This window comes from Streptomyces sp. LE64, from assembly GCF_052606915.1.
Genome location: NZ_CP199708.1, coordinates 3,482,501 through 3,502,158, shown reverse-complemented (window position 1 = coordinate 3,502,158; position 19,658 = coordinate 3,482,501). Strand labels below are relative to the sequence as shown.

Below are 19,658 nucleotides of genomic sequence, written 5' to 3'. Positions count from 1 at the left end.
CGAGCGATGAGCACACCGAGTACCGGGCGGCAGCAGCCCGTGCCCGTGTCACTGACCCGGACGAGCCCGCGGACCCGTTCCGCCGTGAAGGGCGGGGCCCGGGCGGGCACCCGACCACCGGTGCAGCGCACCGCCGCGGCCCCGCTGTTCGAGCGGCTGCCGGTACCGGACCTGGCCGCGCTGACCCTGCCCGAACTGCGCGGGCTGCGCCGGGACGCCCAACGCGACGAGGCCGATCTGAGCTACGTGCGGCGGCTGCTCCACGGCCGCATCGACATCCTGTGCGCGGAGTTGGCGCGGCGGGCCGGCCCCGAGGCACCGGTGGTGGACCGGCTGTCCGAGATCCTCGCCGACCAGCCGGCCCGGCAGCGCTCCTCGGCCCGGCACGTGACCCTGGGCCCCCCGCACGGGGAGGAGTACCGGCGGCTCGCCGCCGACATGCTGGGCGAGGTGGAGCTGTCCGACCTGGCCGCCCGCACCGACCAGGAGCTCCGGGACGCCCGCGGGCGGCTGGTGCGGTACGAACAGCAGGTGTCGGGGCGACGGCAGTCGCTGCAACGGATCGCGGACGGCTGCGGAGCGGAGATCACCCGCAGGTACCGTGAGGGCGAAGCACACGTAGACGACCTGCTCGGCTGAGGCGGTCGCCCGGTGATCCCGGGCGACCGAAGCGTCGAGCGCCCCCCGGAGGCCACCCGCCATGCCCGAGCCCCGCACGCCCCGCACCCCGCACCCGTCCGCGCCCGAGCCGCCGGTGCTCGCCGAGGTCGTCCGTTCGGGGTTCGTGGAGAGCCGGCACCGCGGGCACCTCGTCGTCCTGGGCGCGGACGGCACGGTGGAACGGGCGTGGGGAGACGTCGACGCCCCGGTGTTCCCCCGTTCCGCGAACAAGCCGATGCAGGCCGCGGCGGTGCTGCGGGCGGGGGTCCCGCTCGCCGGGCGGCAACTCGCGCTGGCCGCCGCCAGTCACTCCGGCGAACCGTTCCACCTGGAGCTGGTGCGCGCCCTGCTGGCCTCCCACGGACTCACCGAGGACCGCTTGCAGTGCCCGGCCGACCTGCCCCTGGACACCGCCGAGGCGGAGGCGTACCTGGCCGCGGGGGGCGTGCGGGAGCGGATCACCATGAACTGCTCGGGCAAGCACGCGGCGATGCTGGCCGCCTGTCTGCGCAACGGCTGGCCGCTGGACGGCTACCTCGACCCGGCCCATCCGCTCCAGGTGCTGGCCCGGGAGGCGGTCGAGGCGGCCGCCGGGGAACGGGTCGCCGCGACCGGCGTCGACGGCTGCGGGGCACCGCTGTTCGCGCTCTCCCTCACCGGGCTGGCGCGGGCCTTCCGCGCGTTCGTCCGGGCGCCCGAGGGCTCGCCGGAGCGCCGGGTGGCCGAGGCGATGCGCGCCCACCCGGAGTACGTGGCGGGCACCCGGCGGCCGGACACCTGGCTGATGCGGGAGGTGCCGGGGGTGCTGGCGAAGATGGGGGCGGAGGCGGTGCAGGCGGTGGCGCTGCCCGACGGCCGCGCCCTGGCGTTCAAGATCGAGGACGGCGGCGTCCGGGCCTCGGGACCGGTCCTGGCGCGGGCCCTGCACCTGCTGGGTCTGCACGGGGAGGTGCTGGAACGGATCGGCCGGGCGCCGCTGCTGGGCGGCGAGGCCGAGGTGGGGGCGGTGCGGGCGGCGTTCTAGGGCCGCTGCACCCGGGGCCGGGCGGGTCAGCTGAAGGCGAGCTGCACGATCCACAGGCTCAGCGCCGCGCTCAGCGCCGCCGCGGGCATGGTGATGAACCAGCCGATCACGATGTTCTTGGCGACCCCCCAGCGCACCGCGTTGATCCGCTTGGTGGCACCCACGCCCATGATCGCCGAGGTGATCACATGGGTGGTGGAGATCGGCGCGTGGAACAGGAAGGCGGTGCCGAACATGATGGACGCCCCGGTGGTCTCCGCCGCGAAGCCCTGCGGGGGGTCGAGTTCGATGATCTTCCGCCCGAGGGTGCGCATGATCCGCCAGCCGCCGGCGTAGGTGCCGAGCGAGAGCATGACCGCGCAGGCCAGCTTGACCCAGATCGGAATGTCGTCGCCGGAGTCCTGGACATCGGCGATGACCAGGGCCATCACCACGATGCCCATGGTCTTCTGGGCGTCCTGGAGGCCGTGTCCGAGGGCCATGCCGGCGGCGGAGACGGTCTGTGCGATGCGGAAGTGCCGCTTGGCCTTGTGCGGGTTGGCCCGGCGGAACATCCACAGGATCGCGCACATCACCAGGTATCCGACGACCAGACCGACCAGCGGGGACACGAACATCGGAATAATGATCTTGTCGAGGACCCCGGACCAGATGACGTCCGTGCCGCCCGCGAGCGCCGCGCCGACCATGCCGCCGAAGAGGGCGTGCGAGGAGGACGAGGGCAGCCCCAGGTACCAGGTGACCAGGTTCCACAGGATGGCGCCGACCAGCGCGGCGAAGAGGATGGCCATCCCCTTGCTGCCCTCCGGCGTCGCGATGAGCCCCTCGCTGACCGTCTTGGCCACCCCGCTGCCGAGGAAGGCGCCGAGCAGGTTCATCACCGCGGCCATGGCGATGGCGGCCTTGGGGGTGAGCGCCCGGGTGGACACGGAGGTCGCGACGGCGTTGGCCGAGTCGTGGAAGCCGTTGGTGTAGGTGAAGAAGAGCGCGACGCCGACGGTCACGACCAGCGCGAAGGTGTCCACGGAGGTCAGGACTCCTTGACGGCGATGGTCTCCACCGTGTTGGCCACGTGCTCGAAGGCGTCGGCGGCCTCTTCCAGCACGTCGACGATCTGCTTCAGCTTGAGCACCTCCATCGCGTCGTACTTGCCGTTGAACAGGTGCGCGAGGAGCTTGCGGTGGATCTGGTCGGCCTGGTTCTCCAGGCGGTTGACCTCGATCCAGTACTCGGTGAGCCGTTCCATGGTGCGCAGGTGCGGCATGGCCTCGGCGGTCAGCTCGGCGGCCCGCGCCAACACCTCGATCTGCTGCTCGACGCCCTTGGGGAGCTTCTCGACCTGGTACAGGACGACCAGGTCGACAGCCTCCTCCATGAAGTCCATGATGTCGTCGAGGGAGGACGCGAGGGAGTAGATGTCCTCGCGGTCGAACGGCGTGATGAACGAAGAGTTCAGCTGGTGGAAGATGGCGTGCGTGGCATCGTCCCCCGCGTGCTCGGCCGCCCGCATCCGTTCCGCGATCTCCGCACGGTCCGACGCGTCGGCCCCGAGCAGTTCCATCAGGAGCTTCGAGCCCGTGACGATGTTGTCCGCGGATGCGGCGAACATGTCGTAGAAGCTCGTCTCCCTGGGGGTCAGACGAAAACGCACGTGGGGTCCTCGGGATGCGGGGTTTCGGTCAGGCTGATGCTAGGCGCATCATCCCGTCACGGCTAACCGGCGTTCCACCAGTGTCGCTCATCCACAGTGCGGCCTGGCACCGGGTCCGGACAACCCTCCCGTACTGGGAAAAGTTCGATACCATATACCCACCAGGGGTATAGAACGAGGGTAGGCCGTCCCGCACGGCGACCATACGGAGGACGACGCCATGACGAGCACCGAGACCGACGCGACGACGGGGGCGCCGAAGGCGGCGGGCGGCTGCTGCTCCGGGCCCGGTGCGGCGGCGACCGAGGGCACCACCGAAGTGATCACCGACCACGACCTGGGCATCCACGGCTACCACAAGCAGAAGAGCGAGCACCTCAAGCGGCTGCGCCGGATCGAGGGCCAGATCCGCGGGCTCCAGCGGATGGTGGACGAGGACACCTACTGCATCGACATACTCACGCAGGTCTCCGCGTCCACGAAGGCCCTCCAGTCCTTCGCCCTGCAACTGCTCGAAGAGCACCTGCGGCACTGTGTCGCCGACGCGGCCCTCAAGGGCGGCGCCGAGATCGACGACAAGGTCGAGGAGGCGACGAAGGCGATCGCGCGGATGCTCCGCACCTGACCGCCGGCGCGGGTGGCCCCGGGTCCGTGCCCAGGAGCCCGGCCCGCGGTCACCCGCGCGACCGCCGCACGTTCACCAGTACGCCCAGCCGACCCCGGCCCGCGCCGGGGCCGTCGGGTCCGCCTCCGGGGCGGGGACCCGCACCCGCAGCACCTCGTCGATCCGGGCGGCGCTCAAGCGCTCCTCGCCCGTGGCGCTGGCCGCGATGATCAACTCGCCGCACAGCTCGATCTCCGCGAGGGCGACATGGTCCTGCACTGCCGTGCCACCGGACGGAGCCACCCACACCACCTCTTCCTGGCCGCCACCGGCTTCCTAGCGTAGGCAGTCGCTACGCACCGCGCATGGCACGGACGGACCATTTCCGCCCCACCCGGACGACTACGCCCCTGTGCGTCCCTTCGCGCCCCGTCACGGCTCGCGCGCCGTGCGCGCCCCTCGCGCACAGGCGCGGCCGCCCGCCCGGCGGCTCCGTCCGCCGCCGTCGTCACGCGCCCTCCGCGATCTTGCCCGCATAGATGTCCGCGGCGTCCGGCAGGCGCACGTCCACCGGTGCGCCGAAGCCGGACAGCACCACCGTCGAGGCCACGGCCACCGCCCGGGCGTGGCGTTCGTTGACGAAGCTGAACCGGTGCCGCAACTTGCGCACCAGCCCCTGCTCGTCCAGGTAGGCGTCGAAGGGGACCTCGCTGGTGGAGAAGCCCCGGGCGGCGGCGGCGAGCACCCGCCGGGTCTCCCCGGAGGCCACCGCCGCCGCCCGCACCAGGTCCGTGGTCCCCCGGTAGTGCCGCACCGGGACCCCGTCGAGCCGGGCCCCGCCCACGTACCGCACCCCGCGCGCGCCGCGCAGCAGCTCCGCGGCGGCGAGCGGATCGGTGGCACCGCCGGTGACCAGGTTCCCGTCCGCGACGGACCCGGTGTCCACGCGCACCCACTTGTCGGCGGGCACCCCGGCGCCCCGGTTCTTCATGTACAGCGCCCCGGGGGCGAGGAGTTCGACGATGGGCTGCTGCCGGGAGGCGCCGGTGGGGTCCTGCGGCAGCACCACCCGCAGTTCGCCGAGCCGCCGGGCGAAGTCGTAGACCCCCTCGCCCCGGATGGTGACCCGGGTGCCGCCGGTCGCCATGTCCATCGCGGTGCGGGTCCGGGCGGTCCCCGCCCGCACCAGCCGTGCGGCGGCCCGGTGCACCGCGTCCGCGGGGGCGTCCGGCACGAGGGGCACGGGAACCGCGTCGACCGGTGTCCCGAGGGCACCGCCCCCCGCGCACCCGGCCAGCAGCCCGGCCAGGACGACGGCCAGGGCCAGCGCGCCGCCGCCCGCGTACTGCTGCCGCACCACCATCGCCGACCCCCAGGGATGTGGAGTAGTTGTCGAGTCGATGCGAGTCAGGGCCCCGCGTCGTGTTGTCCCCCCTAACGAACCGCTCCGGCACCCGTCACGCATCCCCCTTCCCCCGGTGCCGCCGCCCGCTACCGTGGACCCGTGGCCCGAGAGCTGGAGTTCGCCGATCCCCCCGCCGTCGTCACGGAGCACCGCACCACCACCGTGGAGCACGGTCGCTTCCTGAGCGCCCGCTGTAGCTGCGGCTGGCGGGGCGCCGCCCGCCGGGCCCGCAGCCGGGCCCGCTCGGACGCCGAGGAACACGCCGCGGACCCCGCCGCGCCCTGAACGCCCCGGACCCCGGAACGCGCTGTGGGCCACCCCCTTCCTCCGGGGTGGCCCACAGCGCGTGCGGTGCCGGGACGGGACGCCCTCAGGCGGCCAGGTCGCGTTCCTCGGTGCGGGAGCCGCGGCCGTAGGGGTCCCGGGCGACGTCGGGGGTGGAGCGGGTCCGGATCAGCCAGGAGCCGTGCCGGGAGCGGCCGATCGCCCGGGTGAGGGGCGTGAGCAACAGGGCGGCCAGCGGGGCCAGCAGCAGGGCGACGGCGGTGCCGAGGGCGAAGCCGCCGATCACGTCGGTGGGGTAGTGGACGCCCATGTAGATGCGGGACACCCCGGCGAGGAAGGCCATGGCGATGGCGATCCAGCCGTACTTGCGGTGGGCGAGGAAGATGCCGACCGCCATGGCCATGGCGAGGGTGGAGTGGTCGCTGACGAAGGAGTAGTCGGTCTTGCCCTGGATCAGCACCTCCAGGCCCTCGTGGTCGAGGAAGGGTCTGGGGCGCTCCACGAAGCCGCGGATCGGGATGTTGACGATCACCGCGAGCGCGGCGGCCAGCGGCACCCAGATGACGGCGGCGGCCGACTGCGCCGCCTCCTCCAGCGAGCCGGCGCGGGCCCGCAGCTTCCACCAGGTCCACACCCCGAGGAAGACCAGCCCGAGCATCAGCCCGTACTCGCCCACGTACTCCATGGTGTGGTCGAACCAGGTGGGGGCGTCCTTGGCCAGGCCGTTGATCTCGTAGAGCAGACTGACATCGGGGTTCGACCCGGATTCGTCGAGTCCAGCCATCGTGCCGCGGCCCCTTCGTCGTGCCTCGCTCCTACGGGCGCACCCGGCTGTGCGCCTCCCGACCCCCCGCTCCGCGAGGGGCGTCCGCCGGTTGCCCGGCGGGTGGACCCCCGGCCCCGGGGCGGGGAACGGTCGCCCGCTCCGACGCCCTCGGCGGCCCGACGGGGGCCGTACCCGAGGAACGCACGACCCCCCGGGGCGCGTTCCGCCCTCAACCGAAAGATCACTGAGACGTTACCCAAGAGAGATTCGTCATCGCAGCTCAGGAGCGGGCAGCGGACAGGGGTTCCGGCCACGCGACGCGTGCGGATCTTCATCATCACACGTCGTCGGCACCGCCCCGGCACGGGGCCGCGGGCCGGGCGCGCGGAGCGCCCGCCGGCGGCGGGACCGGGCCGGCTCACGTCGAGGGCGCGTGGGTGGGCAGGGCCTCCGCGCCGTCCTGGGTCACCCGGGTCGCCCCGAAGTAGTCCTTGGTGTCGATGGGGCTGAACCGGATCACGGCACCGGTCCTCGGCGCGTCGATCATGAACCCGCCTCCCACGTAGATCCCCACGTGCCGGATGGCCCGCGAGTTGGTGAGGTCGTCGGAGAAGAACACCAGGTCACCGGGGAGCAGTTCGTCCCGGGAGGGGTGCGGTCCGGCGTTGTACTGGTCGTTGGCGACCCGGGGCAGCTCGATGTCGACGCTGCGGTACGCGGCCTGGGTCAGCCCCGAGCAGTCGAACCGGCCGCCCTGCGCGGCCGTGCCCGTGCCGCCCCACAGGTACTCGGTGCCGAGCTTCTCCTGTGCGTAGTGGATCGCGCCGGCCGCCTGCCGGGAGGGGTCCACCCGGCCGACCGGGCGGGCGAAGCTCTCCTCCAGACTGGTGATGATCTTCACGTAGTTCTGGGTCTCGCGGTACGGGGGCACCCCGCCGTACTTGATGACGGCGTAGGGGCCGGCGTTGTAGGCGGCGAGCATGTTCTTCGTGGGGTCGCCCGGCACGTCCTCGACGTACTTCGCGAGACTGCAGTCGTAGGAGGCCGCCGAGGGGATCGCATCGGCCGGGTCCCACACGTCCCGGTCCCCGTCGCCGTCCCCGTCGAGCCCGTGGGACGCCCAGGTGCCGGGGATGAACTGGGCGATGCCCTGGGCCGCCGCGGGGCTCTGCGCCCGCGGGTTGAACCCGGACTCCTGGTACAGCTGGGCGGCGAGCAGCGCCGGGTTGATGGCCGGGCAGAGGTCGCCCCACTTCTCCACCAACGGCTGGTAGGCGGCCGGCACCGCGCCCTTGGCCAGCCCCACCGCTCCGCCGGCCCGGCCGCCGGCGAGGTTCCCGGCCACCAGGTAGGTGCCGATGACCAGCAGCATCACGAATCCCATGCCGCCGCTGACGACCGCGCCGGCGAGGACCCAGGCCCCGCGTGCCCTACGCACCGTCAACCCCTCCTCAGTGCCGGCCAGTCCGCCGCGGCTCAGTGTAGGCGGGGCGCGGGTCCCCGGCAGGAGCGCAACGGGGGAGTGCGCGACGCCCCGATGCGCCCTTGCACGCATCCGGAGGCCCGCCCGACGCACCCCGGTGACCCGGTGAGCGGCGGGTGCGGGAGGTGCGGGGCGCGGTACGAAGGAGAACAGGGCCTAACGACCACGGGCATGTGAGGTTGCGCAAGGCCCTCGTTGCCCGAGGTGACACCGCGTGATACACAGAGTGACGTGACGGTCCGTTGTGTACCGCTTCACGTCCCCGCGTGCGACGGTGAACAATAATTTGTGCGAAACCAGCCAGCGAAAGACGCCAAGTCGACATGCTGAGCCGGATTCGTCAGCGAGAATGAGCGTGACCCCTGCGCGCTCGCAGGGGCCGGGAACTACCCATACAGGGGCGGTGAGTTACATGCTTATGGCAGCCGAAAAGGGCGATATCACCACGATCATCGGCGGGATCGCCCCCGACTGGGGCCCCTTCGGGAGCTTGGGCAACGAAGCCAGGGTGATGATCCAGGTGGTGATGGCCGCGGCCATCCTGCTGTGCCTGGGCATCGCGATCTGGGGCGCCGCCAAGCAGCGCATCGGCGCCACGGCACTGCGCGACACCTTCAGCGCCGAGCAGGGCAAGGGACTCATCGTCGCCGGCCTGACCGGGGTGTTCATCATCGGTTCGCTCGGCACCCTCTTCACCATCGTGTACGGCATGGCCGTCTAGCCGGCTGCCCGCGCGGCCACCCCCTCGTGGCCGCGCGCCCGGCAGCCCGTGCGCCCCGACCGGACGTCCACCGGGCGCGCTCCGGCCGCCCCGACCGTCCGTCCGCCGCACCCACCCCGAGGTCGCGTCCCCTGATGCCACGTCACCACACCCCGTCCGCGCGGCCCCCGGCACGCCCCGCCGCGGCCCCGGCCGCCGCGCCCGGACGCGGTGGCGCCGGCGCCGACCACCACCCGGAGGGGGCTGCCGCACCATGAGCCCGGACGACGAGACGTACGGCGCCCCCGGCGCGGGCGGCAGCGGCCAGACCCGCACCCGGTTGCCCGACCGCGGCGAGGGGCCCCGCCGCCCGGGCCGGTCCTCCGCCCGCTCCACCGTCGCCGTGGTCGGGATCGTCGTCCTGCTGCTCGCCGCGATCGCCTTCGCCAACCGGGGCGGTGACGAGGCCCCCTCCGGCCGGCCGGAGGCCGACCGTCCGGACACCGCACCGACCGCCGCCACCGGCACCCGCCCCGTGGACGGCAAGAACCACGGCATCGCCACCGGGCACGCCCGCGACGCCCAGGGCGCACAGTCCGCCGCCGCGAACTTCGCGGTGGCGCTGGGGTCGGCGGAGATGTTCGACAAGGAGCGGCGCTCCCAGGTGCTGCGCACCATCTTCGTCCCGTCCACAGTGGCCCGTTTCGAGGCCGAGCTGACCAAGGCGTACTCCCCCACGTTCCACCAGGCCGTCGGCCTCAACGACGACGGGACCGCGCCCGAGGGATACACCTTCGTGTCCCGCACCACCCCGATCGGCACCAAGGCGACCGACACCGGGAACGACCGGGCCACGGTGGAGGTGTGGTGCAGCGGGCTCCTCGGACTCGCCGGGGAGAACTCCACGAGACCCGTGGTCAACAGCTGGTTCACCATCACCCTGGACCTGGAGTGGACGGACGGCGACTGGAAGATCGCCGCCCACTCCCAGCGGGAGGGCCCGACACCGGTTCCCGGTGACAACCGGGCGTCCACCGCGGAGGACATGGCCGAGGCAGTCGAGGGGTACGGAGGGTTCACCTATGCGCGGTAACCGATCAGCTGTGCCGTCGAACACCCACCGGTCCCCCCGGGCCGGCCACCGGTTCCTCCGCACGGCCGGGACGCTGGCCACCGTGCAGGCGGCCCTGTTGTTCCTCGCCCCCCGGGCGGCGGCGGAACCCACGCCCTCGCCCTCACCGTCCCCCTCGGAGCGCGACAACGGCTGCGGCCTGCTCAGCGGACCCGTCCGGGAACGCTGCGAGAGCGGCGAACGCAACGGCAGCGGCAGCAACGGCGGCGACAACCCCCTCTCCAGCACCCTCGACCCCCTGAAGGCCCTGGCCGAGGGGTGCGCCGACGCGGCGGCCTGGACGATCGACCAGTTGTCCAAGGCGGTCAAGGAGACCGCCGAGGTCGACTACACCAACCCGGCCTTCCTCAAGCAGTACGCCGTCGTCTTCGCCGCCTCCACCGTGCTCACCCTGCTGCTGTGGCTGCTGGCCGTCGCCAAGCGGGCGGTTCGCGGCGTGCCGCTCGGCACCGCGCTGTCCGAGGCGGTCGGCTTCCTGTGGCTGACGGTCATCGCCTCCGCGTTCACCCCGCTGATCCTGCACACCGTGGTCTCCGCCACCGACGGGGTCACCGAGGTCCTCGCCAAGAGCACCGGCGGGCAGACGGACGTCTTCTTCGGCTCGTTCTCCGAGGCACTCACCAAGGGCAACGACATCGGCGGCGGACCGATCATGCTGATCGTCGTCTCCCTGGTGTCGATCCTGGCCGCCGGCGTGCTCTGGCTGGAGCTCGTGATCCGCGCCGCCCTGCTCTACGTGGGCGCCCTCCTGGGCACCGTGGTCTACGCCGGGCTCGTCGACAAGAACCTCTGGGGCCACGTGCGCCGCTGGGCCGGCATCATGATCGCGGTCATCCTGATCAAACCGATCATCGTGATCGTCCTGGGGCTCGCCGGTGCGCTCTCCGCCTCCGACGACGGGCCCGACGCGTTCTCCGCCGTCGTCTCCGGGCTGGCGATCATCCTGTTGGCCATCTTCGCCAGCGCCATGATCTACCGCTTCGTCCCCGGCTTCGGCGACGAACTCGCCAACTCCCGCAACAACCGGCTGCAACGGGGCGCCGAGAACCGGGCCGCCGCCGTCATCAGCTCTCCCGCCGCCCTGGTCTCGCAGGGCATCAAGACCCACAGCAGTCGCGCCGACAACACCGGCGGCGGCCAGGGCCAGGCCGGGGCCCGCCCCGCCAACCCGGTCAGCGGCGGCGTCGCCGCCCACAGCACCCGCGGCAGCGGCGGCCAGGCCCCGCCGGCCGCCCCCGCACCCCGCTCCAGCCCCATGAACAGCCCGCACACCAGCACCAACCGCACGGGAGGTGATGGGCGTTGACGACCGAATCGCTGTCCCATCCGAGCACGCCCCGCCGGACCTACCTCATCGGCCGCGCCCGGCCCAACGCCGTCGTCGGCCGCAACCGCGAGAGCGGCGAGATCGGACTCATCATCGCCGGGGCGTTCCTCGGCATGATGTGCGGACTCCTGGTCCCCGTCCTCTCGCTGCGGATCGTGCTGCTCGTCGGCTTCCCGCTGCTCGCGCTCGCCGCCGTGTACGTCCCCTACAAGCGGCGCACCTTCTACAAGTGGTTCGAGATCAACCGCAGCTACAAGCGGCAGCTCAAGCGCGGCACCACCTACCGCTCGGGCGCCGTCGAGGCGGGCGTCGGCCTCGACGGGCGCGAGGTGGAGATCGGGCCGCCGCCCGGCATCGGCCGGATCACCTGGCTCTCCGCCCCCTTCGGCCCCGACGAGATCGCCGTGCTGCTGCACGCCGACCGCAAGACCATCACCGCCGCCATCGAGATCGAGGGCCCCGGCGTCGGCCTGCGCGACTCCGAGGACCAGGAGGCGCTGGTCGACCGCTTCGGCACCCTCCTCAAGCACGTGGCCAACGGCGACGGCTTCGTCACCCGCATCCAGATGCTGGCCCGCACCCTGCCCGCCGACCCCGACGCCCACGCCAAGGACGTCGCCCAGCGCGGCGACCACCACGCGCCCGGCTGGCTCCAGGACTCCTACGACCAGCTCCAGTCCATGGTGTCCACCAGCAGCGAGCAGCACCGCGCCTACCTGGTGGCCTGCATGCACCACAGCCGCGAACTCGGCGCCGAGGCCGCCGCCATGGCCCGGGCGGCCCGGGGACCGGGCGGCCGGCGGCTGAGCCGGGACGCCGGCCTCGCCATCGTCATGGCCCGCGAACTCGCCGACATCTGCTCCCGGCTCCAGGAGGCCGACATCCGGCTGCGCCAGCCGCTCGGCCAGAGCCGCCTGGCGTCCCTGGTGCACTCCATGTACGACCCGGACCACCCCATCGACCACATCCAGGCCATGTCCAAGCGCAACGCCTGGCCGGCCGAACTCGACGCCGTCGAGCCCACCTACCTCCAGGCCAAGACCCGCGAGTCCAGCACCCGCGACCCCTGGTGCCACGCCACCGCCTGGGTGAAGGAGTGGCCGATGACCCCGGTCGGCGTGAACTTCCTCGCTCCCCTCCTCGTCCACACCCCGGACGTCATCCGCACCGTCGCCGTCACCATGGACCTCGAACCCACCGAGATCGCCATCGAACGGATGCTCACCGAGAAGACCAACGACGAGGCCGAGGCGAGCCGCGCCGCCAAGATGAACCGCACCGTCGACCCCCGCGACATGGCCGCGCACTCCCGGCTCGACCAGCGGGGCGAGGACCTGGCCTCGGGCGCCGCCGGGGTGAACCTCGTCGGCTACATCACCGTGTCGGCCCGCTCCCCCGAGGCGCTCGCCCGCGACAAGCGCACCATCCGCGCCTCCGCGGGCAAGTCGTACCTCAAGCTGGAGTGGTGCGACCGCGAACACCACCGCGCCTTCGTCAACACCCTCCCGTTCGCCACCGGCATCCGGAAGTAGCCGCGACGCCCCGGGAGGGTGCCACCGCCGGCGCGGCGGGGCACACCACGGAACGACCAGGCCGTGCACGTGGACCGGGTCCAGGAGAGAACCAGGCCCAACGAACATGAACCAGGTCGGCGAACGGACCGTCGCACACCCGCGGCGGCCCGACGAACGGGAACCGGACGCACCGAGGACGATCGGAGAGCGGGGACAGGGTGATGTGCGTGGACGGGAGCTGATGAGCTGATGCGGGACCCGCTGTCCATCCTGACGGACGCGTTCACGGCCTTCCTCTTCGGGAAGGTGGAGACGACCCGACCACCCGTGCGCACCTCCACGGGCCAGGCCCAGGCCGTCTACCTGCCGACCGCCGCCCCCGGTCTCGGCGACTCCGGCGTGATCATCGGCCGCGAGGTCTACTCCGGCAAGGGGTACATCTACGACCCCTTCCAGCTCTACGGCCAGCAGCTGCCGGCCCCCCACTGGCTGGTCCTCGGCGAGTCCGGCAACGGCAAGTCCGCGCTGGAGAAGACGTACGTGCTGCGCCAGCTCCGGTTCCGGGACCGCCAGGTCGTCGTCCTCGACGCACAGGGCGAGGACGGGGTCGGCGAGTGGAACCTGGTCGCCCAGCAGTTGGGGATAACGCCCATCCGGCTCGACCCGACGGCCGCCCTGGACATGGGCATCCGTCTCAACCCGCTGGACCCGTCGATCACCACCACCGGGCAGCTGGCCCTGCTGCGCACCATCATCGAGGTGGCGATGGGCCGCGGCCTCGACGAACGGTCGGGCTTCGCCCTCAAGGTCGCCCACGCCTACGTCAACGAGACCATCGTGGACCGGCAACCCGTCCTCACCGACATCGTGGAGCAGCTCCGCCACCCCGAACCGGAGTCGGCCGAGACGATGAACGTCGCCATAGACGACGTCCGCGCCTGGGGCCTGGACGTGGCCCTCGTCCTGGACCGGCTGGTCGACGGCGACCTGCGGGGCATGTTCGACGGCCCCACCACGGTCGGCATCGACCTCGACGCCCCGTTGATCGTCTTCGACCTGTCCCACATCGACCGCAACTCGATCGCCATGCCCATCCTCATGGCCATCGTCGGCGTCTGGCTGGAGCACACCTGGATCCGCCCCGACCGCAAGAAGCGCATCTTCCTGGTCGAGGAAGCCTGGCACATCATCAACAGCCCCTTCGTGGCACAGCTCTTCCAACGCCTGCTGAAGTTCGGCCGGCGGCTCGGCCTCTCGTTCGTCGCCGTCGTCCACCACCTGTCCGACGTGGTCGACGGGGCCGCCGCGAAGGAGGCCGCCGCCATCCTCAAGATGGCCTCCACCCGCACCATCTACGCCCAGAAGGCCGACGAGGCCCGCGCCACCGGGCGCGTCCTGGGCCTGCCGCGCTGGGCCGTGGAGATCATCCCCACCCTGACCCCCGGCATCGCCGTCTGGGACGTCAACGGCAACGTCCAGGTCGTCAAGCACCTGGTCACCGAGGCCGAACGCCCCCTGGTCTTCACCGACCGCGCCATGACGGAGTCCTCCACCGCCCTCGACGAGGCGCTGCACGCGGCGGAACTCGAAGCGGAGGAGCGCGCCGCCTCCTTCGTGGAGCAGCAGTGGGGGGACGCCTCCCAATCGACGGTCGCATGACCCGGCACGCGCCGTCCCCGGGCGGCGCACCGACCCGGACCCGCCGCGCACGGAGAACGCGGTGACGGACGGAAGGACGAACGGAAGAGCGATGCACCACCGGACGACGCCCTGATGCCGGGGCACATCCCCGGGGGCCGGCCCGCCCCGCGGGGCGGACGCGGCGTGCCCGACTCGCTGCTGGTGGGCGGCCTCGCCGCGCTGCTCGGCGCGACCTTCCTAGTCTGGTCCGCCACCGGGCTCGCCGGCCGTCTGGCCCGGGGCTCCTGGCCCGTCGGGGTCACCTTCGACCACACCCCCACCGCCCTGCGCCACCTGATCACCCGTCCCGGTGACCTGTCGGGCGCCTGGCCGGCCACCCCCGCCGACCAGCTCTCCGGCCACGGCCTGTTCTGGACCCTGTTCGCCCTCCAACTCGCCGTGCTGGTCCTCGTCGGGGTCCTCGTCATGGGCGCGGTCGCCCGCCTGCGCACCGGGCTCACCCGAGCCGAACGCGCCCGCGCCCGCAAGCACGCCCGCCACGCCCCGCGCGACCACCACCGGCCGGAGCCTCTCCCGCACCGGTACGAGAACGCGTCCCGGGACACCGCCCCGCCATCCGGGGAGGAGGCCCCGAGCGCGCCGGCGCACGCCGCCCCCGCGGCGCAGCCGCCGCCCGCCGCGGAGCCCGCGCCCCGCCCCGTGCCGGCTCCGCGCGGTCACGTCGTGCTGGGCCCGCCGGCCACCCGGCACCCGGTCGCCCTCCAGGCCGTCCGGGACGCCGAGGGCCCGGTCCTCGTCGTCACCTCGCACCCGCCGCTGTGGGCGGAGACCAAGGACGCCCGCGCCAAGCTGGGACCCGTCCTCCTCTACGATCCGCTGCACCTGTGCGACACCCCCTCCCGACTGCACTGGTCACCGCTGGGCGGCTGCGAGGACCGCGAGACCGCGGCCCTGCGCAGCACGGCGCTGTTGGCCCCGGTCCGCCCGGCCGCCAAGCTGGACACCGCGGTCGCCGACACAGCCGAGACCCTGCTGCGCTGCTTCCTGCACGCCGCGGCCGTCGACGGCCGCCCGCTCCGCCACGTCCACCGCTGGGCCCAGGGCAGCCAGGTCCAGGAGGCGGTGCGCGCCCTGCGCACCCATCCCAAGGCCGCCTCCGGCAGCGCCGGCGAACTCGAAGCCGCCCTGACCGCCCACCCGGAACGCCGGGACGCGGCCCAAGGGTTGACGGCCCGCGCCCTGGCCGCCCTCTCCACCGTGCACGTGCGGGAGGCGTGCACCCCCCATCGAACCGATGGCCTCGCACTGGATTCCTTCCTCGCCGAAGGGGGCACGCTCTACCTGGTGGGCGAGGCGATCGAAGATCCCAAGCCCCGTCCCGGAGCCATGCCCCTCCTCACGGCTCTGGCCTCCAGCGTGGTCGAGCGCGGCCGGCGCATGGCCGAACGGTCATCCTCCGGTCGGCTCGACCCACCACTCGTCCTGGTCCTCGACGACGTGGCCGCCGTCGCGCCCCTCCCCCAGCTACCGGCGCTGCTCGGCGCCGGCGCCGAACGGGGGTTGTTGCCCCTGGCCCTGCTGCGCTCCCGCGAACAGGCCCGCGCCCGCTGGCCCCACGAGGAGATCCCGATCTGAACCGCACGGGCCCCGCCGCACCCCGCCCGCCCGTGGTACCGCGGTACGACGACGGGCCCGCCGTTCCCGTCCCCGGGGCCGACGTGCCCGGGCGGGCCCCGTACGACGATGGTCCGGTGCGCCCGACACCTCCGCCCGACGCCGCCGACGCCCCGCCGCACGCCCGGCTCCTGGGCCGCGCCCAGCAGTTCGTCCACGCCCACGACGTCCGGCGCCCGTACCTGTGGGACGGTCTGGTGACCGCCGGCTGGTTCGTGGCGGCCCACGTCGACTACAGCAGCGGCGGTTGGCGCACCACGGCGTTGGACCCCCGACAGCCCGGCTGGCTGCTGCTGGCCGTGACCGCCTGTCTGACGGTGCCCCTGTTCTGGCGCCGCGGACACCCGTTCGCCGCGCTGCTCGCCACCACGCCCGCGGCCTTCGCCAACGCCCTGTCCGGGGCGTTCCTCTACGACACGAAACTCGTGCACCCCTTTCCTGAGGAACTTCCTCAGGAAAGGGGTGCAGAAACGCAAAAAGTCGTGTGTCCCAGGAGGAAACCCTCCCGGGACACACGACTCATATCACATTTAGTTCGGCGGCGTCCTACTCTCCCACAGGGTCCCCCCTGCAGTACCATCGGCGCTGAAAGGCTTAGCTTCCGGGTTCGGAATGTAACCGGGCGTTTCCCTCACGCTATAACCACCGAAACACTACGAAACACACACCAGACACACACCCACCAACAGCGGGATACGTGTTGGAAGTTCGTGGTTTCAGAACCAACACAGTGGACGCGAGCAACTGAGGACAAGCCCTCGGCCTATTAGTACCAGTCAACTCCACCGGTCACCCGGCTTCCATATCTGGCCTATCAACCCAGTCGTCTACTGGGAGCCTTACCCCATCAAGTGGGTGGGAGCCCTCATCTCGAAGCAGGCTTCCCGCTTAGATGCTTTCAGCGGTTATCCCTCCCGAACGTAGCCAACCAGCCATGCCCTTGGCAGAACAACTGGCACACCAGAGGTTCGTCCGTCCCGGTCCTCTCGTACTAGGGACAGCCCTTCTCAAGACTCCGACGCGCGCAGCGGATAGGGACCGAACTGTCTCACGACGTTCTAAACCCAGCTCGCGTACCGCTTTAATGGGCGAACAGCCCAACCCTTGGGACCGACTCCAGCCCCAGGATGCGACGAGCCGACATCGAGGTGCCAAACCATCCCGTCGATATGGACTCTTGGGGAAGATCAGCCTGTTATCCCCGGGGTACCTTTTATCCGTTGAGCGACGGCGCTTCCACAAGCCACCGCCGGATCACTAGTCCCGACTTTCGTCCCTGCTCGACCCGTCGGTCTCACAGTCAAGCTCCCTTGTGCACTTACACTCAACACCTGATTACCAACCAGGCTGAGGGAACCTTTGGGCGCCTCCGTTACTCTTTAGGAGGCAACCGCCCCAGTTAAACTACCCATCAGACACTGTCCCTGATCCGGATCACGGACCCAGGTTAGACATCCAGCACGACCAGAGTGGTATTTCAACAACGACTCCACAACCACTGGCGTGGCCGCTTCACAGTCTCCCACCTATCCTACACAAGCCGAACCGAACACCAATATCAAACTGTAGTAAAGGTCCCGGGGTCTTTCCGTCCTGCTGCGCGAAACGAGCATCTTTACTCGTAGTGCAATTTCACCGGGCCTATGGTTGAGACAGTCGAGAAGTCGTTACGCCATTCGTGCAGGTCGGAACTTACCCGACAAGGAATTTCGCTACCTTAGGATGGTTATAGTTACCACCGCCGTTTACTGGCGCTTAAGTTCTCAGCTTCGCCACACCGAAATGCAGCTAACCGGTCCCCTTAACGTTCCAGCACCGGGCAGGCGTCAGTCCGTATACATCGCCTTACGGCTTCGCACGGACCTGTGTTTTTAGTAAACAGTCGCTTCTCGCTGGTCTCTGCGGCCACCCCCAGCTCAAGGCGCAAAGCCCATCACCAGGAATGGCCCCCCTTCTCCCGAAGTTACGGGGGCATTTTGCCGAGTTCCTTAACCATAGTTCACCCGAACGCCTCGGTATTCTCTACCTGACCACCTGAGTCGGTTTAGGGTACGGGCCGCCATAAAACTCGCTAGAGGCTTTTCTCGACAGCATAGGATCATCCACTTCACCACAATCGGCTCGGCATCAGGTCTCAGACTATTGCCAGGCGGATTTACCTACCTGACGTCCTACACCCTTACCCCGGGACAACCACCGCCCGGGATGGACTACCTTCCTGCGTCACCCCATCACTCACCTACTACAAGTCCGGGTCACCGGCTCCACCACTTTCCATTCCCCGAAGGGTCCGGAACGGCTTCACGGGCTTAGCATCGCCTGATTCAATGTTTGACGCTCTACAGCGGGTACCGGAATATCAACCGGTTATCCATCGACTACGCCTGTCGGCCTCGCCTTAGGTCCCGACTTACCCTGGGCAGATCAGCTTGACCCAGGAACCCTTAGTCAATCGGCGCACACGTTTCCCACGTGTGTATCGCTACTCATGCCTGCATTCTCACTCGTGAACCGTCCACCACTACCTTCCAGTGCAGCTTCACCCGGCACACGACGCTCCCCTACCCATCACAGTCCCCGTTAGGAGTACATACTGCAATGACACGACTTCGGCGGTACGCTTGAGCCCCGCTACATTGTCGGCGCGGAATCACTAGACCAGTGAGCTATTACGCACTCTTTCAAGGGTGGCTGCTTCTAAGCCAACCTCCTGGTTGTCTCTGCGACTCCACATCCTTTCCCACTTAGCGTACGCTTAGGGGCCTTAGTCGATGCTCTGGGCTGTTTCCCTCTCGACCATGGAGCTTATCCCCCACAGTCTCACTGCCGCGCTCTCACTTACCGGCATTCGGAGTTTGGCTAAGGTCAGTAACCCGGTAGGGCCCATCGCCTATCCAGTGCTCTACCTCCGGCAAGAAACACACGACGCTGCACCTAAATGCATTTCGGGGAGAACCAGCTATCACGGAGTTTGATTGGCCTTTCACCCCTAACCACAGGTCATCCCCCAGGTTTTCAACCCTGGTGGGTTCGGTCCTCCACGACCTCTTACAGCCGCTTCAACCTGCCCATGGCTAGATCACTCCGCTTCGGGTCTTGGGCATGCTACTCAAACGCCCTATTCGGACTCGCTTTCGCTACGGCTTCCCCACACGGGTTAACCTCGCAACACACCGCAAACTCGCAGGCTCATTCTTCAAAAGGCACGCAGTCACGACACAAAAAAGCAAGCTTCCTTGTGCGACGCTCCCACGGCTTGTAGGCACACGGTTTCAGGTACTATTTCACTCCCCTCCCGGGGTACTTTTCACCATTCCCTCACGGTACTATCCGCTATCGGTCACCAGGGAATATTTAGGCTTAGCGGGTGGTCCCGCCAGATTCACACGGGATTTCTCGGGCCCCGTGCTACTTGGGAAATGCACAAGCAAGTCGCTGACGTTTCGACTACGGGGGTCTTACCCTCTACGCCGGGCCTTTCGCATGCCCTTCGCCTACATCAACGATTTCTGACTCACCGACCAGCCGGCAGACTGATCAAGCACACTCCCACAACCCCCCAGACGCAACCCCTGCCGGGTCTCACACGCCTAAGGTTTAGCCTCATCCAGTTTCGCTCGCCACTACTCCCGGAATCACGGTTGTTTTCTCTTCCTGCGGGTACTGAGATGTTTCACTTCCCCGCGTTCCCTCCACATGCCCTATGTGTTCAGGCAAGGGTGACAGCCCATGACGACTGCCGGGTTTCCCCATTCGGAAACCCCCGGATCAAAGCCTGGTTGACGACTCCCC

General features: G+C 70.1%; 16 protein-coding genes and 2 rRNA genes (1 of these 18 cut by a window edge). 10 read left to right on the top strand and 8 right to left on the bottom strand.

Annotation, left to right across the window (positions count from 1 at the left end; all coding sequences use genetic code 11):
• Nucleotides 1–6: 6 nt before the first annotated feature.
• Both ACSMX9_RS15850 and ACSMX9_RS15845 read left to right on the top strand, forming a co-directional pair.
• A complete protein-coding gene (locus ACSMX9_RS15850) occupies nt 7–639 on the top strand; it encodes an RsiG family protein (protein ID WP_351246372.1) in 633 nt (210 codons plus the stop codon).
• A gap of 61 nt (nt 640–700) precedes the next feature.
• Nucleotides 701–1,684: an asparaginase gene (locus ACSMX9_RS15845; protein ID WP_445394768.1), complete on the top strand. Its 984-nt coding sequence runs from the start codon at nt 701–703 to the stop codon at nt 1,682–1,684.
• A gap of 26 nt (nt 1,685–1,710) precedes the next feature.
• Here ACSMX9_RS15845 and ACSMX9_RS15840 read toward each other — a convergent pair whose 3' ends face one another.
• Nucleotides 1,711–2,709 (bottom strand): inorganic phosphate transporter, encoded by a 999-nt coding sequence (locus ACSMX9_RS15840; RefSeq protein WP_351246375.1) that lies wholly within the window; start codon nt 2,707–2,709, stop codon nt 1,711–1,713.
• Nucleotides 2,710–2,714: 5 nt separating this feature from the next.
• Nucleotides 2,715–3,335, bottom strand: coding sequence for a DUF47 domain-containing protein (locus ACSMX9_RS15835; RefSeq protein ID WP_351246377.1), 621 nt, complete (start codon nt 3,333–3,335; stop codon nt 2,715–2,717).
• 220 nt (nt 3,336–3,555) lie between these two features.
• Here ACSMX9_RS15835 and ACSMX9_RS15830 point away from each other — a divergent pair, with 220 nt between their 5' ends.
• Nucleotides 3,556–3,960 (top strand): metal-sensitive transcriptional regulator, encoded by a 405-nt coding sequence (locus ACSMX9_RS15830; protein WP_351246379.1) that lies wholly within the window; start codon nt 3,556–3,558, stop codon nt 3,958–3,960.
• A gap of 72 nt (nt 3,961–4,032) precedes the next feature.
• On the opposite strand, the gene ACSMX9_RS15825 is transcribed toward ACSMX9_RS15830, so the two are convergent.
• Nucleotides 4,033–4,248 (bottom strand): hypothetical protein, encoded by a 216-nt coding sequence (locus tag ACSMX9_RS15825; protein ID WP_445394767.1) that lies wholly within the window; start codon nt 4,246–4,248, stop codon nt 4,033–4,035.
• 199 nt (nt 4,249–4,447) lie between these two features.
• Nucleotides 4,448–5,302 (bottom strand): hypothetical protein, encoded by an 855-nt coding sequence (locus ACSMX9_RS15820; protein ID WP_445394766.1) that lies wholly within the window; start codon nt 5,300–5,302, stop codon nt 4,448–4,450.
• Between the two features lie 141 nt (nt 5,303–5,443).
• Here ACSMX9_RS15820 and ACSMX9_RS15815 point away from each other — a divergent pair, with 141 nt between their 5' ends.
• Nucleotides 5,444–5,629, top strand: coding sequence for a hypothetical protein (locus tag ACSMX9_RS15815; RefSeq protein WP_351246385.1), 186 nt, complete (start codon nt 5,444–5,446; stop codon nt 5,627–5,629).
• 85 nt (nt 5,630–5,714) lie between these two features.
• On the opposite strand, the gene ACSMX9_RS15810 is transcribed toward ACSMX9_RS15815, so the two are convergent.
• Nucleotides 5,715–6,413, bottom strand: coding sequence for a phosphatase PAP2 family protein (locus ACSMX9_RS15810; protein ID WP_351246387.1), 699 nt, complete (start codon nt 6,411–6,413; stop codon nt 5,715–5,717).
• 400 nt (nt 6,414–6,813) lie between these two features.
• Nucleotides 6,814–7,839 (bottom strand): C40 family peptidase, encoded by a 1,026-nt coding sequence (locus tag ACSMX9_RS15805; RefSeq protein WP_445394765.1) that lies wholly within the window; start codon nt 7,837–7,839, stop codon nt 6,814–6,816.
• Nucleotides 7,840–8,290: 451 nt separating this feature from the next.
• Here ACSMX9_RS15805 and ACSMX9_RS15800 point away from each other — a divergent pair, with 451 nt between their 5' ends.
• The 6 genes from ACSMX9_RS15800 (at nt 8,291) to ACSMX9_RS15775 (ending at nt 15,827) form a co-directional block, all read left to right on the top strand.
• The gene (locus ACSMX9_RS15800) at nt 8,291–8,599 is read left to right on the top strand and encodes a hypothetical protein (protein WP_351246404.1); all 309 of its coding nucleotides are present in this window, start codon (nt 8,291–8,293) and stop codon (nt 8,597–8,599) included.
• 253 nt (nt 8,600–8,852) lie between these two features.
• Nucleotides 8,853–9,671: a hypothetical protein gene (locus ACSMX9_RS15795; RefSeq protein WP_445394764.1), complete on the top strand. Its 819-nt coding sequence runs from the start codon at nt 8,853–8,855 to the stop codon at nt 9,669–9,671.
• On the top strand, nt 9,661–11,016 hold the full coding sequence (locus tag ACSMX9_RS15790; RefSeq protein ID WP_445394763.1) for a hypothetical protein: 1,356 nt from the start codon (nt 9,661–9,663) through the stop codon (nt 11,014–11,016). The genes ACSMX9_RS15795 and ACSMX9_RS15790 overlap by 11 nt, the downstream gene beginning before the upstream one ends.
• Nucleotides 11,013–12,569, top strand: a complete 1,557-nt coding sequence (locus ACSMX9_RS15785) for an SCO6880 family protein (RefSeq protein WP_445394762.1) — start codon at nt 11,013–11,015, stop codon at nt 12,567–12,569. Before ACSMX9_RS15790 ends, ACSMX9_RS15785 begins: the two co-directional genes overlap by 4 nt.
• A gap of 231 nt (nt 12,570–12,800) precedes the next feature.
• Nucleotides 12,801–14,210, top strand: a complete 1,410-nt coding sequence (locus ACSMX9_RS15780; RefSeq protein WP_445394761.1) for an ATP-binding protein — start codon at nt 12,801–12,803, stop codon at nt 14,208–14,210.
• A gap of 114 nt (nt 14,211–14,324) precedes the next feature.
• The gene (locus ACSMX9_RS15775) at nt 14,325–15,827 is read left to right on the top strand and encodes a type VI secretion protein (RefSeq protein ID WP_445394760.1); all 1,503 of its coding nucleotides are present in this window, start codon (nt 14,325–14,327) and stop codon (nt 15,825–15,827) included.
• A 572-nt stretch (nt 15,828–16,399) separates the two neighbouring features.
• On the opposite strand, the gene rrf is transcribed toward ACSMX9_RS15775, so the two are convergent.
• Together rrf and ACSMX9_RS15765 are read right to left on the bottom strand one after the other, a co-directional pair.
• Nucleotides 16,400–16,516 (bottom strand): 5S ribosomal RNA (gene rrf / locus ACSMX9_RS15770).
• A gap of 96 nt (nt 16,517–16,612) precedes the next feature.
• Nucleotides 16,613–19,658 (bottom strand): 23S ribosomal RNA (locus ACSMX9_RS15765) (it continues 79 nt past the right edge of the window).